Source organism: Microbacterium sp. MM2322 (assembly GCF_964186585.1).
GTDB lineage: Bacteria > Actinomycetota > Actinomycetes > Actinomycetales > Microbacteriaceae > Microbacterium.
The window spans coordinates 2,756,892-2,775,172 of the sequence record NZ_OZ075067.1; the positions used below are offsets into that span (position 1 = coordinate 2,756,892).

14 protein-coding genes are annotated in these 18,281 nt (G+C 68.9%); 10 read left to right on the forward strand and 4 right to left on the reverse strand.

Translation table 11 applies throughout. The features are described 5' to 3' along the window. Window positions 1–10: 10 nt before the first annotated feature. Genes ABQ271_RS13395 through ABQ271_RS13410 form a run of 4 tightly spaced genes read left to right on the forward strand, consistent with a single transcriptional unit; the run spans window position 11 to window position 6,592 of the window. Entirely contained in the window at window positions 11–961 is a 951-nt protein-coding gene (locus ABQ271_RS13395; RefSeq protein ID WP_349309228.1) for a sugar ABC transporter permease, read from the forward strand. Further along, window positions 955–1,848: a carbohydrate ABC transporter permease gene (locus ABQ271_RS13400; protein WP_349309229.1), complete on the forward strand. Its 894-nt coding sequence runs from the start codon at window positions 955–957 to the stop codon at window positions 1,846–1,848. The genes ABQ271_RS13395 and ABQ271_RS13400 overlap by 7 nt, the downstream gene beginning before the upstream one ends. Further along, window positions 1,848–4,910, forward strand: coding sequence for a glycoside hydrolase family 38 C-terminal domain-containing protein (locus ABQ271_RS13405; RefSeq protein WP_349309230.1), 3,063 nt, complete (start codon window positions 1,848–1,850; stop codon window positions 4,908–4,910). Before ABQ271_RS13400 ends, ABQ271_RS13405 begins: the two co-directional genes overlap by 1 nt. Then, window positions 4,907–6,592, forward strand: coding sequence for a hypothetical protein (locus tag ABQ271_RS13410; RefSeq protein ID WP_349309231.1), 1,686 nt, complete (start codon window positions 4,907–4,909; stop codon window positions 6,590–6,592). Before ABQ271_RS13405 ends, ABQ271_RS13410 begins: the two co-directional genes overlap by 4 nt. A 4-nt stretch (window positions 6,593–6,596) precedes the next feature. Here ABQ271_RS13410 and ABQ271_RS13415 read toward each other — a convergent pair whose 3' ends face one another. The 4 genes from ABQ271_RS13415 to ABQ271_RS13430 all read right to left on the reverse strand — a co-directional run bounded on the left by ABQ271_RS13415 (window position 6,597) and on the right by ABQ271_RS13430 (window position 10,545). Then, window positions 6,597–7,259 (reverse strand): hypothetical protein, encoded by a 663-nt coding sequence (locus ABQ271_RS13415; RefSeq protein ID WP_349309232.1) that lies wholly within the window; start codon window positions 7,257–7,259, stop codon window positions 6,597–6,599. A gap of 1 nt (window position 7,260) precedes the next feature. Beyond that, window positions 7,261–8,193 carry a carbohydrate ABC transporter permease gene (locus ABQ271_RS13420; RefSeq protein WP_349309233.1) on the reverse strand — a complete coding sequence of 311 codons (933 nt, stop codon included), beginning with the start codon at window positions 8,191–8,193 and terminating at the stop codon, window positions 7,261–7,263. Beyond that, entirely contained in the window at window positions 8,190–9,182 is a 993-nt protein-coding gene (locus ABQ271_RS13425) for a sugar ABC transporter permease (RefSeq protein WP_349309234.1), read from the reverse strand. Before ABQ271_RS13425 ends, ABQ271_RS13420 begins: the two co-directional genes overlap by 4 nt. Window positions 9,183–9,255: 73 nt before the next feature. Further along, entirely contained in the window at window positions 9,256–10,545 is a 1,290-nt protein-coding gene (locus ABQ271_RS13430; RefSeq protein ID WP_349309235.1) for an extracellular solute-binding protein, read from the reverse strand. A gap of 316 nt (window positions 10,546–10,861) precedes the next feature. On the opposite strand from ABQ271_RS13430, the gene ABQ271_RS13435 reads away from it, so the two are divergent. The 6 genes from ABQ271_RS13435 to ABQ271_RS13460 are packed head-to-tail and all read left to right on the forward strand — an operon-like array spanning window position 10,862 to window position 18,279. After that, a complete protein-coding gene (locus ABQ271_RS13435; RefSeq protein WP_349309236.1) occupies window positions 10,862–11,533 on the forward strand; it encodes a DUF624 domain-containing protein in 672 nt (223 codons plus the stop codon). A gap of 53 nt (window positions 11,534–11,586) precedes the next feature. After that, a complete protein-coding gene (locus ABQ271_RS13440; RefSeq protein ID WP_349309237.1) occupies window positions 11,587–13,110 on the forward strand; it encodes an extracellular solute-binding protein in 1,524 nt (507 codons plus the stop codon). A gap of 54 nt (window positions 13,111–13,164) precedes the next feature. Further along, the gene (locus ABQ271_RS13445; RefSeq protein WP_349309238.1) at window positions 13,165–14,133 is read left to right on the forward strand and encodes an ABC transporter permease subunit; all 969 of its coding nucleotides are present in this window, start codon (window positions 13,165–13,167) and stop codon (window positions 14,131–14,133) included. Continuing rightward, window positions 14,133–15,014: a carbohydrate ABC transporter permease gene (locus tag ABQ271_RS13450; RefSeq protein ID WP_349309239.1), complete on the forward strand. Its 882-nt coding sequence runs from the start codon at window positions 14,133–14,135 to the stop codon at window positions 15,012–15,014. The genes ABQ271_RS13445 and ABQ271_RS13450 overlap by 1 nt, the downstream gene beginning before the upstream one ends. After that, window positions 15,011–15,655 carry a DUF1961 family protein gene (locus ABQ271_RS13455; protein ID WP_349309240.1) on the forward strand — a complete coding sequence of 215 codons (645 nt, stop codon included), beginning with the start codon at window positions 15,011–15,013 and terminating at the stop codon, window positions 15,653–15,655. Before ABQ271_RS13450 ends, ABQ271_RS13455 begins: the two co-directional genes overlap by 4 nt. Next, window positions 15,652–18,279 carry a Tat pathway signal sequence domain protein gene (locus tag ABQ271_RS13460; protein WP_349309241.1) on the forward strand — a complete coding sequence of 876 codons (2,628 nt, stop codon included), beginning with the start codon at window positions 15,652–15,654 and terminating at the stop codon, window positions 18,277–18,279. Before ABQ271_RS13455 ends, ABQ271_RS13460 begins: the two co-directional genes overlap by 4 nt. Window positions 18,280–18,281 lie beyond the last annotated feature (2 nt).

Sequence of the window (18,281 nt, forward strand, 5' to 3'; positions counted from 1 at the left end):
GGAACCTCGCATGACTGCAACAATCACGCCGGACGCCTCCGCCCCCGCGGCGGGGGCGCCCGGCGCGCCCTCCCGCCGCCGCAAGCGCGCTTTCGGCCGGTACCGGATGGCGCCGTTCCTGTTCACCATCGTCACCGCCGCCCTTTTCGCGCTGTTCTTCCTGTGGCCGGGCGTCCTGGGGCTGTCGTACTCGCTGACGGACTTCCGCGGCTGGGGCGATGCCAACTTCGTCGGCCTCGACAACTACTCCAAGCTCTTCGGCGACCCGAGCTTCTACGGGGCACTGGGCCGCACGTTCGTGTTCGCCCTGTTCTCCGTCCCGCTGAGCTACGCGCTCTCCCTCGGCATGGCCGTCGCGATCAATGCGACCCACGCCAAGGGCAAGACCGCGGCGCGCATCATCTTCTTCCTGCCGTGGCTCGTCTCGCCCATCGTCACCGGTGTCATCTGGCGCTGGATGTTCGGCGAGAGCTTCGGCTTCGTGAACTTCGTCATCGGCATGCTCGGTGGCGACCGGCTGCCCTGGTCGTCGAACGCCGACCTGTCGCTCTTCGTCGTCATCGTGGCGTCGTCCTGGGGTGGTGCAGCCTTCAACATGCTGCTGTTCGTCGCCGCGCTGAACAACGTCCCGCAGTCGTACTACGAAGCGGCTGAGCTCGACGGCGCCAACGGCTGGCAGCGGTTCCGCAGCATCACGCTGCCCTCCATCGCGCCGACCTCCGTGCTCGTGATCCTGCTGTCGACACTGGGGCACATGAAAGAGTTCGCGCTCATCCAGTCGCTCAACGGCGGCGGCCCCGGCACGCAGAACCGGCTGGTCGTCCAGTACATCTACGAGACCGGCTTCAAGCAGTCCGAGATCGGCTACGCCAGTGCGGCGTCGATGGTCCTCCTGGTGATCCTCATGATCATCGCGATCATCCAGCTGCGCATCAGCCGGAGGAGCAACAACTCATGGTGACCACCTACGCCATCACCGTCCCCGACGAAAAGCAGACGGAGCGTTTCGAACGCCGCCGCCGGAACAAGAACCTCCGGCGCCGCGCGGTCCTGCCGACCACGATGCTCTGGGTGCTCGCGCTCCTGATGCTGTTCCCCCTGGCCTGGTTCCTGCTCTCCTCGTTCAAGCCGGGCAGTGAGCTCTTCAGCTACCCGCTGTCCTTCTTCCCGAAGGAGTGGACGCTCGGGGGCTACTCGGCCGCGCTCGAGCGGATCGACTTCGCGCGGTACTTCCTCAACACCGCGATCGTCGCGACGGTGTCGACGGTGTTCACCGTCTTCCTCTGCGCCACGACCGGCTACGCGCTGGCGAAGTACAAGAACCCCTGGCTGAGCGTCCTCGGTCTTTTCATCCTCTCGATGACGATGCTGCCGGGCGAGGTCATCCTCAACCCGATGTTCGTCGTCATCCGCGACCTCGGGCTGTACAACCAGCTCGCCGGTGTGATCATCCCCTCGATCGTCACCCCGACCGGCGTCTTCATGTTCCGCCAGTTCTTCATCTCGGTTCCGGATGAGCTCATGCAGGCGGCGCGCATCGACGGCGCCAGCGAGTACGGCATCTTCTTCCGGATCATGCTGCCGCTGGCCCGCCCCATCGCGCTGACGCTGGCGATCATGTCGTTCCAGTGGCGCTGGAACGACTACATCTTCCCGCTCATCATCCTGGGCGACCCCGATCAGTTCACGCTGCAGATCGCGCTGCGTGCTCTCGTCGGAGCCGAGAACATCGAGTGGACGATCCTGCTGTCGGCATCCGTGCTGTCGATGATTCCGCTGGTCGCGCTGTACTTGGTCTTCCAGAAGTACGTGACCTCGTCGAACATCAACGCAGGACTCAAGGACTGATGCACTCTCGGGACCACCTCGTCCTGGAACGCGTCGACCGCTTCATCGGGGAGTACCTCGATCAGGCCGTCGTCGCGGACCGCACACCCCTCCAGGTTTCCGCCTGGCAGGTCCCGGACGTCGGGGACCTGCCGGGCGAGCCGGTGTCGGTGGAACGGATGCGGCAGAGCGCCGCCTTCGCCCCCGTCGACGCCGGCCACCGGTGGGGGCGCGCCTGGGGCACGACGTGGTTCACCGTCGAGGGCGAGATCCCCGCGGCGTGGGCCGGCCGCGACGGCAGGATCGAGCTCTCACTCGATCTCGGTTTCTCGCAGGCGAAGCCCGGCTTCCAGTGCGAAGGACTCGTCCGGACTCCCGCCGGCAGTGTCGTCAAGGGTCTCGAGCCGCGGAACCATCACGTCCCCGTGACGAGCGGCCCCGGTGAACGGGTCTCGTTCACGGTCGAGGCGGCGGCGAACCCCGACCTGTCGGGCGGAGATGACTTCAAGAGCCCCCTCGCCTTCGGGCCGACCCCGCTCGGCGACCCGGCCACCGCCGGTGCTGACCCGCTCTACCGCCTCGGCCGGATGGAAGTGCGCCTCGTCGACGAGACCGTGGAGCGCCTCCGCCGCGAGGTCATCGTCCTCGTGGGCCTCGCGCGCGAACTCATCGATTCCGACCCGCGCCGCGCGCGGATCCTGGACGGCCTCGAGCGCGCGCTGTACGCGATCGACCCCGACTCCCCCGCCGGCGGCGCTGCGGCAGCCCGCAGCATCCTGGCCCCCCTGCTCGCGGCTCCTGCCGCGGCATCCGCTCATCGCATCACCGCGACGGGGCACGCGCACATCGATTCGGCCTGGCTCTGGCCGAGCCGCGAGACGGTGCGGAAGGTCACCCGCACCTACGCGAACGTCCTCGAGCTCATGGCAAACGACCCCGATGCGGTGTTCGTGAGCTCCTCGGCGCAGCACTTCGAGTGGGTGCGCCGGAGCGACCCCGACCTCTTCGAGCGCATCACGGAGCGCGTCGCGGAAGGCCGCTTCATCCCCGTCGGCAACATGTGGGTCGAATCCGACGTCAACATGCCCTCCGGCGAATCGCTCGCGCGTCAGCTGCTGGCGGGAACCCGGTTCTTCGAGGAGCACTTCGGCGCGCGCAGCGACGTCGGCTGGCTGCCCGACTCGTTCGGCTTTCCCGCTGGACTCCCCCAGCTTCTCCGCGGCGCGGGCCTCGAGTGGTTCTTCACGCAGAAGATGTGCTGGAACGACATCGACACGATGCCGCACCACTCCTTCGTCTGGGAGGGCCTCGACGGGTCGCGGATCTTCACGCACTTCCCGCCGAACAACACCTACAGCGGCGACATGCGCCCGACCGAGCTCGCCCGCAGCGTCCGGAACTTCGCCGATCACGCCGGCAGCACGCGCTCGCTCATGCCGTTCGGCTTCGGCGACGGCGGCGGCGGGCCGACGCGCGAGATGATGGCCGACGCGCGCTTGCAGGCCGACCTCGAAGGGTCGCCGACGGTCGCCTTCGGCACCCCGCGGGAGTTCTTCCTCGAGGCCGCCGATGAGCCGGTCGATCCGCCCGTCTGGTCGGGCGAGATGTACCTGCAGTTCCACCGCGGCATCTTCACGTCCCAGATGCGCACGAAGCGCGGCAACCGGCGGAACGAGGCTCTGCTCGTCGAGGCGGAGCACTGGAGCGCAGCCGCCGCGGTGCGCCGCGGCATCCCGTACCCCGCTGCGGAACTCGACGAACTCTGGCGCGAGGTGCTGCTGCTGCAGTTCCACGACATCCTCCCGGGCAGCGCGATCGCCTGGGTGCACCGCGAGGCAGAGCGCTCCCACGACGCGACGACGGCCCGACTCGAGGCGATCATCGCGGATGCCGTCGCGGCCCTCGTCGGCGACGGTTCGGAGCGCCTGGCCCTCAACCCCGCCGCGGCACCCATCGGAGCGATCGCCGCCGGCGGCGCGGGCCCGGCCCCGCAGCCCGCACGCGTCTCGGCGGAGGCCGTCGAGGGCGGCTTCCGGCTGCGCTCGGACCTCCTCGACGTCGTCGTCGGCCTCGACGGGACCCTGCGGAGCGTCGTCGACCTCGCCACCGGACGCGACCTGATCCCGGCCGGCCACCGCGGCGGCCTGCTGCAGCTGCACGTCGACGCCCCGTCGAAGTGGGATGCGTGGGAGCTCGACGCCTCGTACCGCCTCGTGACGACCGACGTCGACGGCGGCACGGCGACCCTGACGGACGAGGGCGTCGTGCACGTCGTGCACCCGCTCCCCCGCGGCACCGTCGAGCAGTGGATCGACATCCACCCCGCCGACGGCGCCGTCCGCATCCGCACCCGGGTCGACTGGCACGAGCGTCACCGGCTGCTGAAGCTCGCATTCCCCGTCGCGGTGCACGCGCAGGACGCCGCCTACGAGACCCAGTTCGGGCACGTGCGCCGCCCGCTCCACGCGAACACGTCGTGGGATGCCGCCCGCTACGAGGTGTGCGCGCACCGGTGGGTGCACGTCGCCGAGCCGGGTGCGGGCGCCGCGATCGTGAACGACGGCATGTACGGTCACGATGCGACGCGCACGACCGACGCCAGCGGCACCGTCACGACCGTGCGGCAGTCGCTGCTGCGCGCCCCCACGTTCCCCGATCCCGACGCCGATCAGGGCGTGCACGAGTTCACCTCGGTCTTCGCTCCCGCGGAATCGACGACGGATGCCGCCCGCTGGGGCGCGCTCGTCGGTTCGCCGCTCCGCGAGGTCACCGGCGGCGAGGCCGTCGCACCGCTCGTGTCGAGCTCGTCCGAGGGCATCGTCGTGTCGGCGGTCAAGCTCGCCGCCGACGGCAGCGGCGACCTCATCGTCCGCGTGTTCGAGCAGCGCGGGGCCCGCACCCGCGGCATCCTGCGCATCGATCTCGCCGTCGCGTCGCTCGAGGTCTGCGACCTGGTCGAGACCCCCGGCCGTGGTCGGGACGACGCCGCACTCCTGCACGACGACCACAGCGTCTCCCTCGACCTTCGCGCGTTCGAGGTCGTCACCCTGCGCGTCCGCCTGCACGACCTGGAGACCCGATGACGTACACCACCGACACGTTCGTCGCCGATGTGATCGCCGCGGCAGATGCCGAGGCCGCCGCGCTCCTGCATGCGTCGACCGACGTGTCGGCCGCCCCGCTCGGCCCGCACCGCGCGTCGATGCGGCGGGCGAAGCTCCTCGTCGCGGTGTACCTCGAGCCGGCGTCGGCGTTCGCGGGCGATCCCGCCGTCGTCGCCCTCGCCGAGGCGTACGCGGAGGTGCTCCGCGGGTTGCAGTCACCGACGGGGTTGTTCCTCGGCGGCGACAACGTCGAGTCACCGCCCGACACGGGGTTCACGATCAACGACGTCGGCGACATCCTCGAGCTCGTCCGCCGCTCCGGTGACCCGCGCCTGGACGGCGTCGCCGAGGTGCTCGGCGGCATCGCCGACCGTGCCGCGCCTGCCCTGCTCGCGGGCGGCGTGCACACCCCGAACCACCGGTGGGAGCTCACCGCTGCGCTCATGCGGCTGCACCGCCACCGCCCCGACCCCCGCCTCGAAGCGCGCGCTCACGAGTGGCTGGCCGAGGGCATCGACGTCGATGCGGACGGTCTCTACTCCGAGCGCAGCGCGAACTACGCGGTGTACGTTTCGAACCCGTCGCTGCTCCTCATCGGGGACGTCCTCGACCTGCCCGAATTGCACGAGATCGTGGCGCGGAACCTCGAGTCGACGCTCGGACTCATCTATCCGGACGGCTCACTCGAGACGGTCCACTCCCGTCGCCAGGACCAGCGCGAGCCGCAGTTCCCCCTCGCGCCGTACGCGCTGCACTTCCGCCGCCTCGCGCTCGAGACCGGTCGCAGCGACTTCGCGTGGGCGGCGCGGGCCGCGGCATCCGCTCCGGTGATCGACCCGCAGACAGCGCTCGCCGACATGCTCCTGCACCCGGCGCTGCGCGAGCCGCTCCCCGCGGGCGAGGCACCCGCTGACCGCGGCCGGACCACGTGGCCCGTGTCGGGTCTCGTCGTCGACCGCACGCCCGAGCGCACCGTGACCGTCTTCGGCGGCACGGACTACTCCGTCGCCCGGCGGATCCGTTCCGGCCTCGCGGCCAATCCGACGTTCCTCCGGCTGTTCGCGGGTGACGCCGTGCTCGATTCCGTCCGACTCTCCCGCCACTTCTTCGGTCTCGGTCCGTTCCGCACCGATGAGATGACGATCGGGGACGAGCGGATCGTGCTCGAAGAGCGCCTCTCGCCCGCCTACTTCGGACCGTTGGATGCCGCGCGCCGCCGCCCCGCCGGCGACTACCGCGTCGTCGACGAGGGGCGCTTCTCGGCCGCGATGTCGTTCGACGAGCGGCCGCGCGACGAGGTCCCTCTCCGCACCCGCATCGACATCGTGCCCACCGAGGACGGCGTGGATCTCACGATCGACACCGACGGACCGATCTGCGCGTGGAGCCTCGAGTTCGCGTTCCGCGAGGGCGGTGCGTTCGACGGCGTCGACGGGCGGGGCGACGGCACCGCCGTCCTGACATCGGGGTCCGCGCACTACCGCGTCGGCGGCGACGCGATCGAGGTCGGTCCGGGTACGGGCTCGGCGGCCCCCGCCGCCTATCTGCCCGGCGAGGACTACGACTACCTGGGCGGTACGGATGCCCTGGGCGGTCCGCGCCTCTACGTGACGGGCACGACGCCGGGTCGCGCGACGGTCCGGATCCGCCGCGTGCGCTGAGGCCTCAGCGGCTCCGGCGGCGCTGCGGCACCGCGACGACGGCGAGCACGGCGCACCCGAGCGCGGCCGGCAGCAGGGGCGGCAGCATCCACGTCAGGATGACGACGAGCGCGACGGCTGCGATATAGAAGACGAGTCCGCGGACGTCGTCGCGGACGATCGACGGGACGCTCCGGACGGCGTTGCTCCACCCGGTCTGCGGGTCCCACGCCCCGGCCGCGATCAGCAGACCGACGGCGAGAGCGGCGAGACCGGTCCACCCGACGGCTTCGATGACGACACCACCGGGGAGCATCCCCGACCGCGCGAGCATGATGTCGACCGCCAGGACCGCGGCCGCGACGACGACGATCAGCCCGAGGAGGCTCCCCCCGGCGAGCCCCGCCCGCACGTCGCGCCAGAAGAGCGCGAGCCGGGAGTCCTCGGCCGCGATGTAGCGCCCGAGATGACGGATGCCGGCTGCCAACGCCACCGGCAGGGTCACGACGAGCACGCCCACGAGCACGACCAGCAGTCCCACCATCAGGACCTCGCCGAAGAGCGCGAACTTCGCCGCGGCTCCGGGGAAACGTGCCGAGGGTCGCTCTTCGAGCACGGGCCCGCTGCCGGAGCGGTCCGCGCGTACGGCGGCGCGCTCCGCGCGACGGTCGGCTCGAGTCCCGGTCATGTCAGCCCTTGAGGCCCTGCGTCGCGACGCCGTCGACGAGGAAGCGCTGGAACACGAGGAAGAACAGCAGGACGGGGACGAGCGCGAGGAACGAGGCGGTCACCGTCGCACCGAAGTCGCTCGTCGACGACTGGTCGTTGTAGAGGCGCAGCGCGATCGGGAGCGGGTAGTTCTCGGGGCTCGTCAGGTAGAGGAGGGGTCCGAGGAAGTCGTTCCACGACCAGATGAACGCGAAGATCGCGCACGTGATCAGGGCCGGCTTCACGAGCGGCAGGATGATCGCCCAGAAGATCCGGATGTGCCCCGCGCCGTCGATGCGGGCCGCCTCATCCATGTCGCGCGGCATCTGCCGCATGAACTGGACGAGGAGGAACACGAAGAACGCCTCGGTCGCGAGGAACTTCGGCAGGATCAGCGGCCAGAACGTGTCGACCATGCCCAGATTGTTGAACAGGATGTACTGCGGGATGATCACGACGTGGAACGGCAGCAGCAGCGTGCCGATCATCGCGGCGAACAGGATGCCGAGGCCCTTGAACTGGATGCGGGCGAACGCGTACGCGGCGAGGGCGCTCGAGAAGACGGTACCGACCACGGCCGCGACGGCGAGCAGGAGCGAGTTGCCGAAGAACTGGAGGAGCGGCACACCCGCGATGCCCTCGAAGACCTTCGTGTAGTTGTCGAGCGACGGTGAGTTCGGAATCAGCCCGGAGTTCTGACCGAACTCGGAGTTCGGCTTGAGGGTCGAGACCGCGAGCCACACCAGCGGGTAGAGCACGAGCGCCGTCAGCGCGAGGAGGACGACGAGCCAGATGATCGTCTGCCAGGTCTTGCGCTTGACCCGACGACGGGGTGGGTTCGCGATGACCTGCTGCGCGGCGAAGACGGGGGTGGATGCCGCGCCCGAGGTCGTGGTGACGTTGGAGGTGCTCATCGGTTGTCTCCGGCGTAGTGGACCCAGGAGCGCTGGGTGCGGAAGAGGATGAAGGCGATGATGGCGACGACCACCAGCAGGACCCAGGCGATTGCGGAGGCGTACCCCATCTGCCCATCGGAGAAGCCGCGCTTGTAGAGGTAGATGGTGATGAAGTTCGTCATCCCGGCGGGACCGCCGGAGCCGTTCGAGATGATGTACGCCGAGGCGAACACCTGGAAGGCGCCGATGAGGCCGAGCAACAGGTTGAAGAAGATGACCGGCGACAGCATCGGCAGGGTGACCGCTCGGAAACGATGCCAGGGACCGGCGCCATCCATCTCGGCCGCCTCGTAGAGCTCTTTCGGCACCTGCTTGAGGCCGGCGAGGAAGATGACCATCGTCGCCCCGAACTGCCAGATCGACAGGATGATCATGGCGGGAAGCACGAGGCTCGGGTTGCCGATCCAGCCGCCGAGGTCGATCCCGAAGAACGACAGCGACGAGTCGACCGGGCCGTCTGACCCGAACATGGCGCGCCACACGATCGCGACCGACACGGACCCGCCGATGAGGGAGGGCGCGTAGAAGGCGGAACGGAAGAAGCCCGACCCCTTGTCGCGGAAGTTCAGCAGCATCGCGACGAGGAGCGCTGCGATGAGGGTGATCGGAGTACCCACGAGCACGTAGATGAGGGTGATCTGCGCGGACTGGATGAACTGCGGATCGTTCGTGAACAGCCGGATGTAGTTGTCGAGGCCGACCCAGGAGGGCGGGCGGAAGATGTCGTACCGCGTGAACGACAGGTACAGGGAGTAGACCATCGGGATGATGGTCAGCCCGAAGAAGCCGAGCATCCACGGGATCAGGAATCCGTAGCCCGCGAGCGTCTCCTTGCGGGCGCGCGAGCGCTGGGTCGGACGGCTGAGGTTCTCGGGCCGGCGCTTGTTCGCGAGGGCGCGACGCCGCTTCTCGCCGGTGACGATGACTCTCGTCGCAGTGGTGCTCACAGGGTGCTCCAGATGTCGGGACGGATGGACCGAGCGGGGTCCGGATGCCGCGGCATCCGGACCCCGCCATCGGTCACGAGTTGAGGGCGACGTCCATCTCGGTGAAGAACTGCGACACCGCTTCGTCGACCGTCATGGTGCCGAAGTTCAGCTCGACCCCGAGCTGACGGAACTTCTCCTCGAGAGTGCCATAGCCGACGATCGGGACGGGCGGGGCGTCGCCGAGACGGTCGGCGATGGATTCCTCATAGGCCTTGACCTGCTGGCTCAGCGGGTCGAGGTCGGCGGCGGCGAGAGCCGTCTCGGAAGCGGGCAGGCCGCGGTTGGTGCCGAAGATCTCACCCGACTCGGGCGAGTTGACGAGGAAGTTCACGAGCGTCGCCGCGGCCTCGGGGTGGTCGGTGTTGGCCGCGATCGAGTGCAGCATGGAGGGCTTCAGGTAGAGGTCCTTCGCGCCTTCCTCGGTCACCGGCGGGGCGACGAGACCGAGCTCGGTGTAGCTTTCGCCGAGGTTGCCGAGGTAGCCGGCGCCGAAGTTGTCCCACGTGAGTTCGCTGGCCGTGATGGCGGTGTCGAACGGGCCGAGCGGCAGGGCCTCCTCGACGCGCTGCTGCGGCGCGCCGATACCGTCGCGGATCGACTGGCCGTCTTCCCAGAACTGGGTGAGGCGCGCCTCGTCGAAGCCGGGCTTGCCGTCCTCGGTGAACAGTTCGCCACCCTCGGCGCGCAGCTGGAGTTCGAAGTTCTGGATGCGGCCGGTGTAGTCGCTGCCGCCCCAGAACTCGCCGCCGCTGGCGTCGGTGACGTCCTTCATCCAGTCGGTGTAGTCGTCCCAGGAACCGCCGGCGAACTCATCGACGCCCGCCTTCTCGAGCAGGACCGGGTTGGTGAACAGGCCCCACGCGTTGGTCGACGTGGCGATGCCGTAGGTCTTGTCGTTCACGACGCCGATGTCGAGGATGTTCTCGGGCAGCGGGTCGGTCTCGATGACCTTGCCGAGGTAGGGGTCGAGGTCGAGCAGGAGGCCGTTCTCGGAGTACTGGCGCAGGTACGAGTAGTCGAACTGCATGACGTCGGGGAGGTTCTTGCCGGCCGCCTCGGTCTGACGCTTCTCCCAGAACTCGGGGAACGCGAGGAAGCTCGTGCTGACCTTGATGTTGGGGTACTTCTCGTTGAACGCCTCGATCGCCTTGTTGTAGAGGTCGGCGCGCACGTCGTTGCCCCAGAAGGCGAGGTCGAGCGAGACCTTCTCGTCGGGGTCGTACGTGCCGGCGGGAGCGGGCGAGCCGGCACAGCCCGCGAGGGCGATGGCGGAGCCGGTTGCGAGGGCGATGGCTGCGAGCCCCCGTTTGGTGATGAACATCTTTGTCCTCTCTCGAACGTCCGTGTTGCGAGTGCTGGCGGACGCCGTGGTCCGTGATCGAGGCCTCCCTGGTGCAGCGGGCAGAAGCCCACGGGAAAGCGCTTGCCGCTCAGAATACCGCCAATTGAAACGTTTTTCAAGGGCGGCCTGTGACCGGTCCCACACGGTCCATAGTACGGCTTTGCTCCCGCGCGCGAGGGGTGCAGATTTCGCCTTCGCGCCCCTGGACGGACCTATTGACACGTTTCATTCACGGGGCTACGCTCCCCGGAAAGCGCCTTCCAGCACGCTCTGGGGCGCCAGCACGAGGAGATCAATGACGATGAGTACGCAGTCCGGTGGTGCGACGTGGGCGCTGCGCGTCCATGCCGCCTGCGACTGGGTGCTCTGGTCGCTGACCATGAACGCGCTGTGGCTGGTCTTCACGCTCGCCGGCGGCGTGGTGCTCGGCGCCGCCCCTGCCGCCGTCGCGGCGGCGGATCTCACCCGCCGTCGCCTCCGCGGCGAACTCTTCTCGACGATGCGCGAGTTCCTCGGCGTCTGGCGTCGGGAGTTTCTGCGCGCGAATGCCGTCGTCGCCCCCGCTCTCGCCGTCGCCACGCTTCTGGCGACCCGCGCAATCGCGCTGATCACCGCCGGCGCGGCAGACCCCGCATCCGTCCTGGTGATGGTCGCCGCCGGCTTCGCCTTCACCCTCACCGCCACCCTCGTCCCGCTCTACGTCCACTACGACCTGCCCCTGCGCCGCTACGTGATCGTCGCGTCCCAGTGGCTCCTGCGGAATCTCGCGCACGGCGTCGTGCTGCTCGCCGCCGGAGTCCTGATCGGGGCGGCGAGCGCCGGACTCCCCGGTCTCATCCCGCTCGTCTCGATCGGCGCCTGGCTGTCGCTCAGCACCGCCCTGTGCATCGCCTTCTTCACCGCGAACGACACCGCTGTCGCCGAGCAGATCGCGCCCGTCCCGGCCACTGCGGGAAAGGCCGTCTGAGCCGCATCCGCCTTTCTCCGCACGACTCACCCACCCCGAACGAAGGAGTTCTCATGCACAACCGCACGCGCCTCGCTGCGGCCGCGCTCGTGACCGCCGGCGCCATCGCCCTCGCCGGCTGCTCGGGAGGCGGCGCCGAATCTGAGTCGCTCGACTCGATCTCGATCATGGCGCCCTACCTCGTGACGAATGCGCCGAGCGACGACAATGCGATCCTCGACAAGCTCGAAGACATCGCCGGCGTCGACCTCGACATCAACTGGGTGCCGAACTCGTCCTACGGCGACAAGACGAACATCACGCTCGCCGGCGACGACATCCCGCACGTCATGGTCATCCAGGGCAAGGACCCGGGCTTCGTGAAGAACGCGCAGGCCGGTGCGTTCTGGGACCTCACCGACTATCTCGATGACTACCCCAACCTGAAGACGACCTTCCCCGAGGTGCAGGAGGCCTCGAGCATCAACGGCAAGGTCTACGGCATCTTCCGCGCCCGCGATGTCATGCGCACCGCGGTGATCGTGCGGAAGGACTGGCTGCAGAAGCTCGGTCTCGAGCTCCCGAAGACCACCGAGGACCTCTATGACGTCGCGAAAGCGTTCACCGAGGACGACCCCGACGGCAACGGCAAGAACGACACCTACGGGATCATCATCCCGAAGTGGCCCGGTGCGATCGGCACCAGCAGCCCCTACGACGTGATGGAGACCTGGTACGGCGCCGGCAACCGCTGGACCGAGCGCGACGGCAAGCTCACGCCGAGCTTCACGACGGACGAGTGGTTGGATGCGGTCGACTACGAGAAGCGTCTCGTCGACGACGGCCTCGTGAACGGCGACTACGCCACGTTCGACTCGGCGAACTGGAACGAGCCGTTCCTCAACGGCAAGGGCGGCATCATCATCGACGTGCACTCCCGCGCGGGCGTGCTGATGAGCCTGTTCAAGGAGTCAGACCCCGAGAACTTCGAGAAGTACGTCGACGTGACCGGCAACCTCATCGGACCCGACGGCCAGTTGCACGCGCAGCCGACCACCGGGTACAGCGGCTTCCTGGCGATCCCGAAGGCGAAGGTCCGGACCGAGGCGCAGCTGAAGACGGTGCTGGGCGTGCTCGACAAGCTGAACTCGCCCGAGGCGGGCCCGGTTCTCAACAACGGCATCGAGGGCGAGACCTACACGCTCGACGGCGATCTCGCGGTGCCCGTCGAGGACGCCCCGCAGGCGCTGAAGGATGCTGTCCTGAGCTACTCGCAGCTGGGGATGAACGTCTCCGGTTTCCGGGGTTACCTGCCCAAGCAGGCGTCCGAGTACGAGCAGGAGATGTACGACAAGCGCAAGGCGATCGAGGAGTCCGACCTGGCCTCTGCCGAGTACGACCCGGCCGCGCCGTACGTGTCCGAGACCTACGTCACGCAGGGCGCCCAGCTCGACACGATCGTCTCCGACGCCCGCATCCAGTACATCGCCGGCCAGATCGATCGCGCGGGTCTCACCGCCGCGGTCGACCGGTGGCGCTCGAGCGGTGGCGACAAGGTCATCGACGAGATCAACGAGCTGGCCTCGCAGGCCGACTGAGCCGAGTGGGGCGGATGCCGCATCCGCCCCACTCCCTCTCGAACAGGATTCGACATGACAGTCCTCGATCGCTCGGTCGCCGCGACCGAAGCCCTGGTGGTCCCGCCACGGAAGCGCCGCAAGGGCGTTCGCGTGCACTTCTCGCAGTTCAAGTGGCTGTACCTGCTGCTGCTGCCGGGGATCATCTACTTCGCCTTGTTCCGGTACGGGCCGATGTACGGCGCGATCATCGCGTTCAAGGACTACGTGCCGTTCCTCGGCATCGCCGACAGCCAGTGGGTCGGCTTCGACCATTTCGAGGCGTTCTTCGCGAGCCCCGACTTCCCGAGGCTGCTCGCCAACACGCTGATCCTCGCGCTGCTGAGCCTGCTCATCGCGTTCCCGCTGACGATCATCGTGGCGATCCTGCTCAACGAGCTGCGCGTCACCCTCGTGAAGCGGTCGGTGCAGACCCTCATCTACATCCCGCACTTCCTGTCGTGGACGGTCGTCGCCTCGCTGACGTACCTGCTGTTCGCCCTCGACGTCGGTCCGCTGTTCCAGCTCATCAACAACGTCTTCGGCACGAACGTCGACTTCCTCACCGATCCGGCCTGGTTCCGGCCGATCATCGTGCTGCAGGACATCTGGAAGAACACCGGCTGGGGGACGATCATCTTCCTCGCCGCGCTCGCCAGCGTCGACCAGGAGCAGTACGAGGCCGCGATCATCGACGGCGCCGGCCGGTTCCAGCGCGTCTGGCACATCACCCTGCCGTCGATCATGCCGACGGTCGTCGTGATGCTCGTCCTGCAGATGGGCCAGGTGCTGAACACCGGGTTCGAGCAGATCTACCTCATGACCAACTCGCTGAACCGGCAGGTGGCCGACGTGTTCGACACCTACGTCTACTTCATGGGCATCACGCAGGGCAGCTACAGCTACAGCACCGCCGTCGGCCTGTTCAAGGCGCTCGTGGGCGTCGTACTGATCTTCGGCGCGAACTGGATCGCGCGCCGCTTCAACCAGACGGGGATCTTCTGATGGCACGCGAGAAGTACCGCTTCAACACTCCCGGCGGCCGGGTCTTCGACGTCGTCAATGTCGTCCTCTTGACGGTCCTCGGCATCGTCGCCCTGCTGCCGTTCGTCTACGTCGCGGCGGGGTCGTTCGCCACCGAGTCGGAGCTCGCGACCCGGTCGTTCTTCCTGTGGCCCGAGACGTTCAGCCTCCGCGCCTACGAGTCGATCCTGACGAGCCCGGCGTTCCTGCGTGCCATGGTCACGACGATCCTGGTGACGGCGGTGGGCACCGTCATCCAGCTGCTCCTCACGGCCTCGATGGCGTACCCGCTGTCGAAGGCGAACCTGCCGGGGCGGCGCGTGCTGCTCTCGCTGATCGTGTTCACGATGGTCTTCTCGGGCGGGATGATCCCCACCTTCCTGATGGTGAAGGACCTCGGGCTGCTCGACACCTACTGGGCGCTGATCCTGCCGCTGGCGATCAACCCGTTCAGCCTCATCATCATCAAGAACTTCTTCCAGCAGCTGCCGAACGAGCTGGAGGAGTCGGCCAAGATCGACGGGGCCAACGAGCTGCAGACGCTGTGGAGCGTCATCCTGCCCCTGTCCAAGCCCGTCCTCGCGACGTTCGCCCTGTTCTACGCCGTGGGCATCTGGAACGACTTCATGTCGCCGCTGCTCTACCTCAACGACAACTCGATGTGGACCCTGCAGATGTTCCTCCGGCAGGTCACGGTCGCGACCGATCTGTCGATCGTCGAGGCCGACCCGAGCCAGCTGCCGCCCGCGCAGGGCATCAAGTTCGCGGTCATCGTCGTCGCAACCCTGCCGATCCTGCTGTTCTACCCGTTCCTGCAGAAGCACTTCGCGAAGGGCATGCTGATCGGCTCGGTCAAGGGATGAGCCTCCTCTACCGCAACGCGCTCACCGGTCCCGACGACGTGGCGGATTGGCTCCGCGAGGGACCGGTCGACACGGCCGCGGCGGGCGGTGCGCTCTGCCTGAGCTCGGCGGGCGGAGGTGACGACCACTGGACGCTCTGGTGTCCGGAAGAGTTTCCCGACGGCATCCGCATCACGTGGGAGTTCTCTCCCCGCACCGAGCCCGGCCTCGCGATGCTCTTCTTCGGCGCGCGCGCCGCAGCGGGCGGGGGCATCTTCGACGACGGCGTCGCGGCGCGGACCGGGGCGTACCCGGAGTACCACTCGGGCGACATCCGCACTCTGCACGTGTCGTACTTCCGGCGCCGGTGGGAGGACGAGCGCGCGTTCCACACGTGCAACCTCCGCAAGTCCCCCGGCTTCCACCTCGTCGCCCAGGGCGCCGACCCGCTCCCCCCGGTTGACGACGCCGCGCACCGCTTCTATCGGATCGCGGTGGAGAAGGACGGCGACCGCGTCTCCTTCGACATCGACGATCTGCGCCTGTTCTCGTGGCGCGACGACGGGACGGCCGGCCCTGTCGTCGGCGCCGGCCGGATCGGCTTTCGCCAGATGGCGCCCCTGACGGCGTGCTACCGCAACCTGGAGGTCCACTCGCTATGACCGTCCCGCTCCGCTGGCTCGACGACGCACCCCCCACCCGCCTCCCCGCCGGGGTCACGTGGGGCAGTCCACTGCCGCGCGGCGCCGCCTCGACCCCAGACGCTCTCCGGCTGCGGCGGCGTGGCGACGGCGCCGCGGTACCGGCGCAGTTCTGGCCGCTCGCGACCTGGCCCGACGGCTCGCTCAAATGGGTGGGCGCCGCACTGGGTGCGACGGAGCAGCCCGAGGAATACGACATCCATATCGACCCGGATGCCGCGGCCCCCACCGCTCCGCAGAGCGTCACCGCGCAGATCCTCGAGGGCGCGGTCACCGTCGACACCGGCGTCATCCGCGTGCGGTTCGGCGAGCGCGGCGGCTCGGCGCTCGTGCAGTCGATCGCGCGGGGCGGCGTCACCGTCGCCGAGGACGTGCACCTCGTCAGCCTGCGGCAGGACCGCGTCGACGACGACGACGCGTCGGGCCCGCGCGCACACTTCCGCTCGGCCGTGAGCGAGGTGCACCTCGAGCAGGACGGACCGATCAGGGCGGTCGTCCGCGTCGACGGGCACCACCGAGATGCCGCGGGATCCCGGGAATGGTTGCCGTTCACCGTGCGATTCGTGCTCGCGGCGGGCAGCGACCGCATCCGGATCGTCCACTCGTTCATCTGGGACGGCGACGCCGAGGTCGACTTCATCGCGGGTCTCGGCGTGCGTGCCGCGGTGCCCCTGCGTGCGGAGCCGCACGACCGTCACGTCCGCGTCGCCGGGGCGGACGGCGGCGTCTTCGCCGAGGCCGTCCGCGGGCTCACGGGATTGCGACGCGACCCCGGCGCCGAGGTGCGACAGGCGCAGGTCGCGGGACGTCGGACTCCGTCGCCGGCGGAGTGGGCGCCCGAGGTCTCGTCGCGGCTGCACCTCATCCCCACCTGGGGCGACGTCACCCTCACCCAGCTGAGCGCCGACGGGTTCGGCATCCGCAAGCGCACGGCACCCGGCCACGCATGGATCGACGCGGGCGCCGGAACGCGGTCGGAGGGCTTCGTCTCGCTGAGCGATCCGGACGGCGGCGTCGGACTCGGGGTGCGCGCGTTCTGGCAGTCGCACCCGGGCCAGCTCGACGTCCGCGATGCGACGTCGGACCGGGCCACCGTGACGGCGTGGCTGCACTCGCCCGAGGCCCGCCCGATGGACATGCGGTTCTATCACGATGGTCTCGGGCAGGACGATTTCGCGAGTCAGCTCGACGCGCTCGAGATCACGTACGAGGACTACGAGCCCGGCTTCGGCGACGCGCACGGCATCGCGCGCACGCACGAGCTCGTCCTCGTCGCCTACGCCGCGACGCCGTCCGCGGCGGAGTTCGCCGACGACGTGACCCACCTGCAGCGACCGCCGCTGATGCAACCCACGCCCGCGCACCTCGCGTCGGTCGGGGTCTTCGGCGACTGGGCGCTCGTCGACCGCTCGACGCCCGTCCGCGCCGAGATCGAGGACAGCCTCGACTTCCTGCTCGAGTTCTACCTCGGCCAGGTGGATCAGCGCAGCTGGTACGGCTTCTGGAACTACGGCGACGTCATGCACGCGTACGACACCGACCGGCACACCTGGCGTTACGACGTCGGCGGATATGCGTGGGACAACAGCGAGCTGTCCCCCGACCTCTGGCTCTGGTACTCCTACCTGCGGACGGGCCGGGCGGACGTGTTCCGCTTCGCGGAGGCGATGACCCGCCACACGGGAGAGGTCGACGTCTACCACCGCGGCCGCTGGGCGGGCCTCGGCTCGCGCCACAACGTGCAGCACTGGGGGTGCAGCGCGAAGCAGCTGCGCATCAGCAGCCCGATCTACCGCCGGATCTTCCACTTCCTCACGGCGGACGAGCGCGTGGGGGATCTGCTCACCGAGCTCCGTGACAGCGACGAGCGGTTCCTCGACACCGACCCGACCCGCAAGGTGCGACCGGATGCCGCGACCTACCGCCCCGACCGCCGCGCCCTCGCCGTCGGGCTCGGGACCGACTGGGGCGCTCTCGCGGCCACGTGGCTCGCCGACTGGGAGCGGACGGGCAACGCACGCTCGCGCGACCGCCTCCTCGGGACGATGGCCGACATCGCCGCGCTCCCCCAGGGCTTCCTGACCGGCGAAGCGCTCTACGACCTCGACTCCGGCCGGTTCGACACGGCGCGCGACCGGGTCTCGGTGTCGCATCTGAGCGCCGTCTTCGGCCTCGTCGAAGTGTGCAGCGAGCTCATCTCGCTCGTCGACGTGCCCGGGTTCGCCGTTGCGTGGGAACGCTACTGCCGGCTCTATCTCGCCTCACCCGAGGAGCAGGCGACGGCGGTCGGAGCGCCGCTCACCGGCATCCACCTCGAACAGGCCCACAGCCGCTTGGCGGCCTACGCGGCCGCGCGGCGCGGCGACGAGAAGCTCGCTTCGCTCGCCTGGCGGGCGTTCGAGGGGATGGGCGAATGGCTCGTGCACCGCCGCGACTTCGCGCTCTCCCGCGTCAGTCCGCCGCACGTGCTGCGGCCGGTCGACGAGGTGGCGACGGTGTCCACGAACGACGCCGCACAGTACGGTCTGGCCGCCATCCAGAACCTGGCACTGATCGGCGATCGGCTCGAATCCGACATGATCTGAGC

Bases quoted from the DNA above. Each gene is read 5' to 3' on its own strand.
- ABQ271_RS13395 (WP_349309228.1), top strand. From the start codon at position 11: ATGACTGCAACAATCACGCCGGACGCCTCCGCCCCCGCGGCGGGGGCG.
- ABQ271_RS13400 (WP_349309229.1), top strand. From the start codon at position 955: ATGGTGACCACCTACGCCATCACCGTCCCCGACGAAAAGCAGACGGAG.
- ABQ271_RS13405 (WP_349309230.1), top strand. From the start codon at position 1,848: ATGCACTCTCGGGACCACCTCGTCCTGGAACGCGTCGACCGCTTCATC.
- ABQ271_RS13410 (WP_349309231.1), top strand. From the start codon at position 4,907: ATGACGTACACCACCGACACGTTCGTCGCCGATGTGATCGCCGCGGCA.
- ABQ271_RS13415 (WP_349309232.1), bottom strand. From the start codon at position 7,259: ATGACCGGGACTCGAGCCGACCGTCGCGCGGAGCGCGCCGCCGTACGC.
- ABQ271_RS13420 (WP_349309233.1), bottom strand. From the start codon at position 8,193: ATGAGCACCTCCAACGTCACCACGACCTCGGGCGCGGCATCCACCCCC.
- ABQ271_RS13430 (WP_349309235.1), bottom strand. From the start codon at position 10,545: ATGTTCATCACCAAACGGGGGCTCGCAGCCATCGCCCTCGCAACCGGC.
- ABQ271_RS13435 (WP_349309236.1), top strand. From the start codon at position 10,862: ATGACGATGAGTACGCAGTCCGGTGGTGCGACGTGGGCGCTGCGCGTC.
- ABQ271_RS13440 (WP_349309237.1), top strand. From the start codon at position 11,587: ATGCACAACCGCACGCGCCTCGCTGCGGCCGCGCTCGTGACCGCCGGC.
- ABQ271_RS13445 (WP_349309238.1), top strand. From the start codon at position 13,165: ATGACAGTCCTCGATCGCTCGGTCGCCGCGACCGAAGCCCTGGTGGTC.
- ABQ271_RS13450 (WP_349309239.1), top strand. From the start codon at position 14,133: ATGGCACGCGAGAAGTACCGCTTCAACACTCCCGGCGGCCGGGTCTTC.
- ABQ271_RS13455 (WP_349309240.1), top strand. From the start codon at position 15,011: ATGAGCCTCCTCTACCGCAACGCGCTCACCGGTCCCGACGACGTGGCG.
- ABQ271_RS13460 (WP_349309241.1), top strand. From the start codon at position 15,652: ATGACCGTCCCGCTCCGCTGGCTCGACGACGCACCCCCCACCCGCCTC.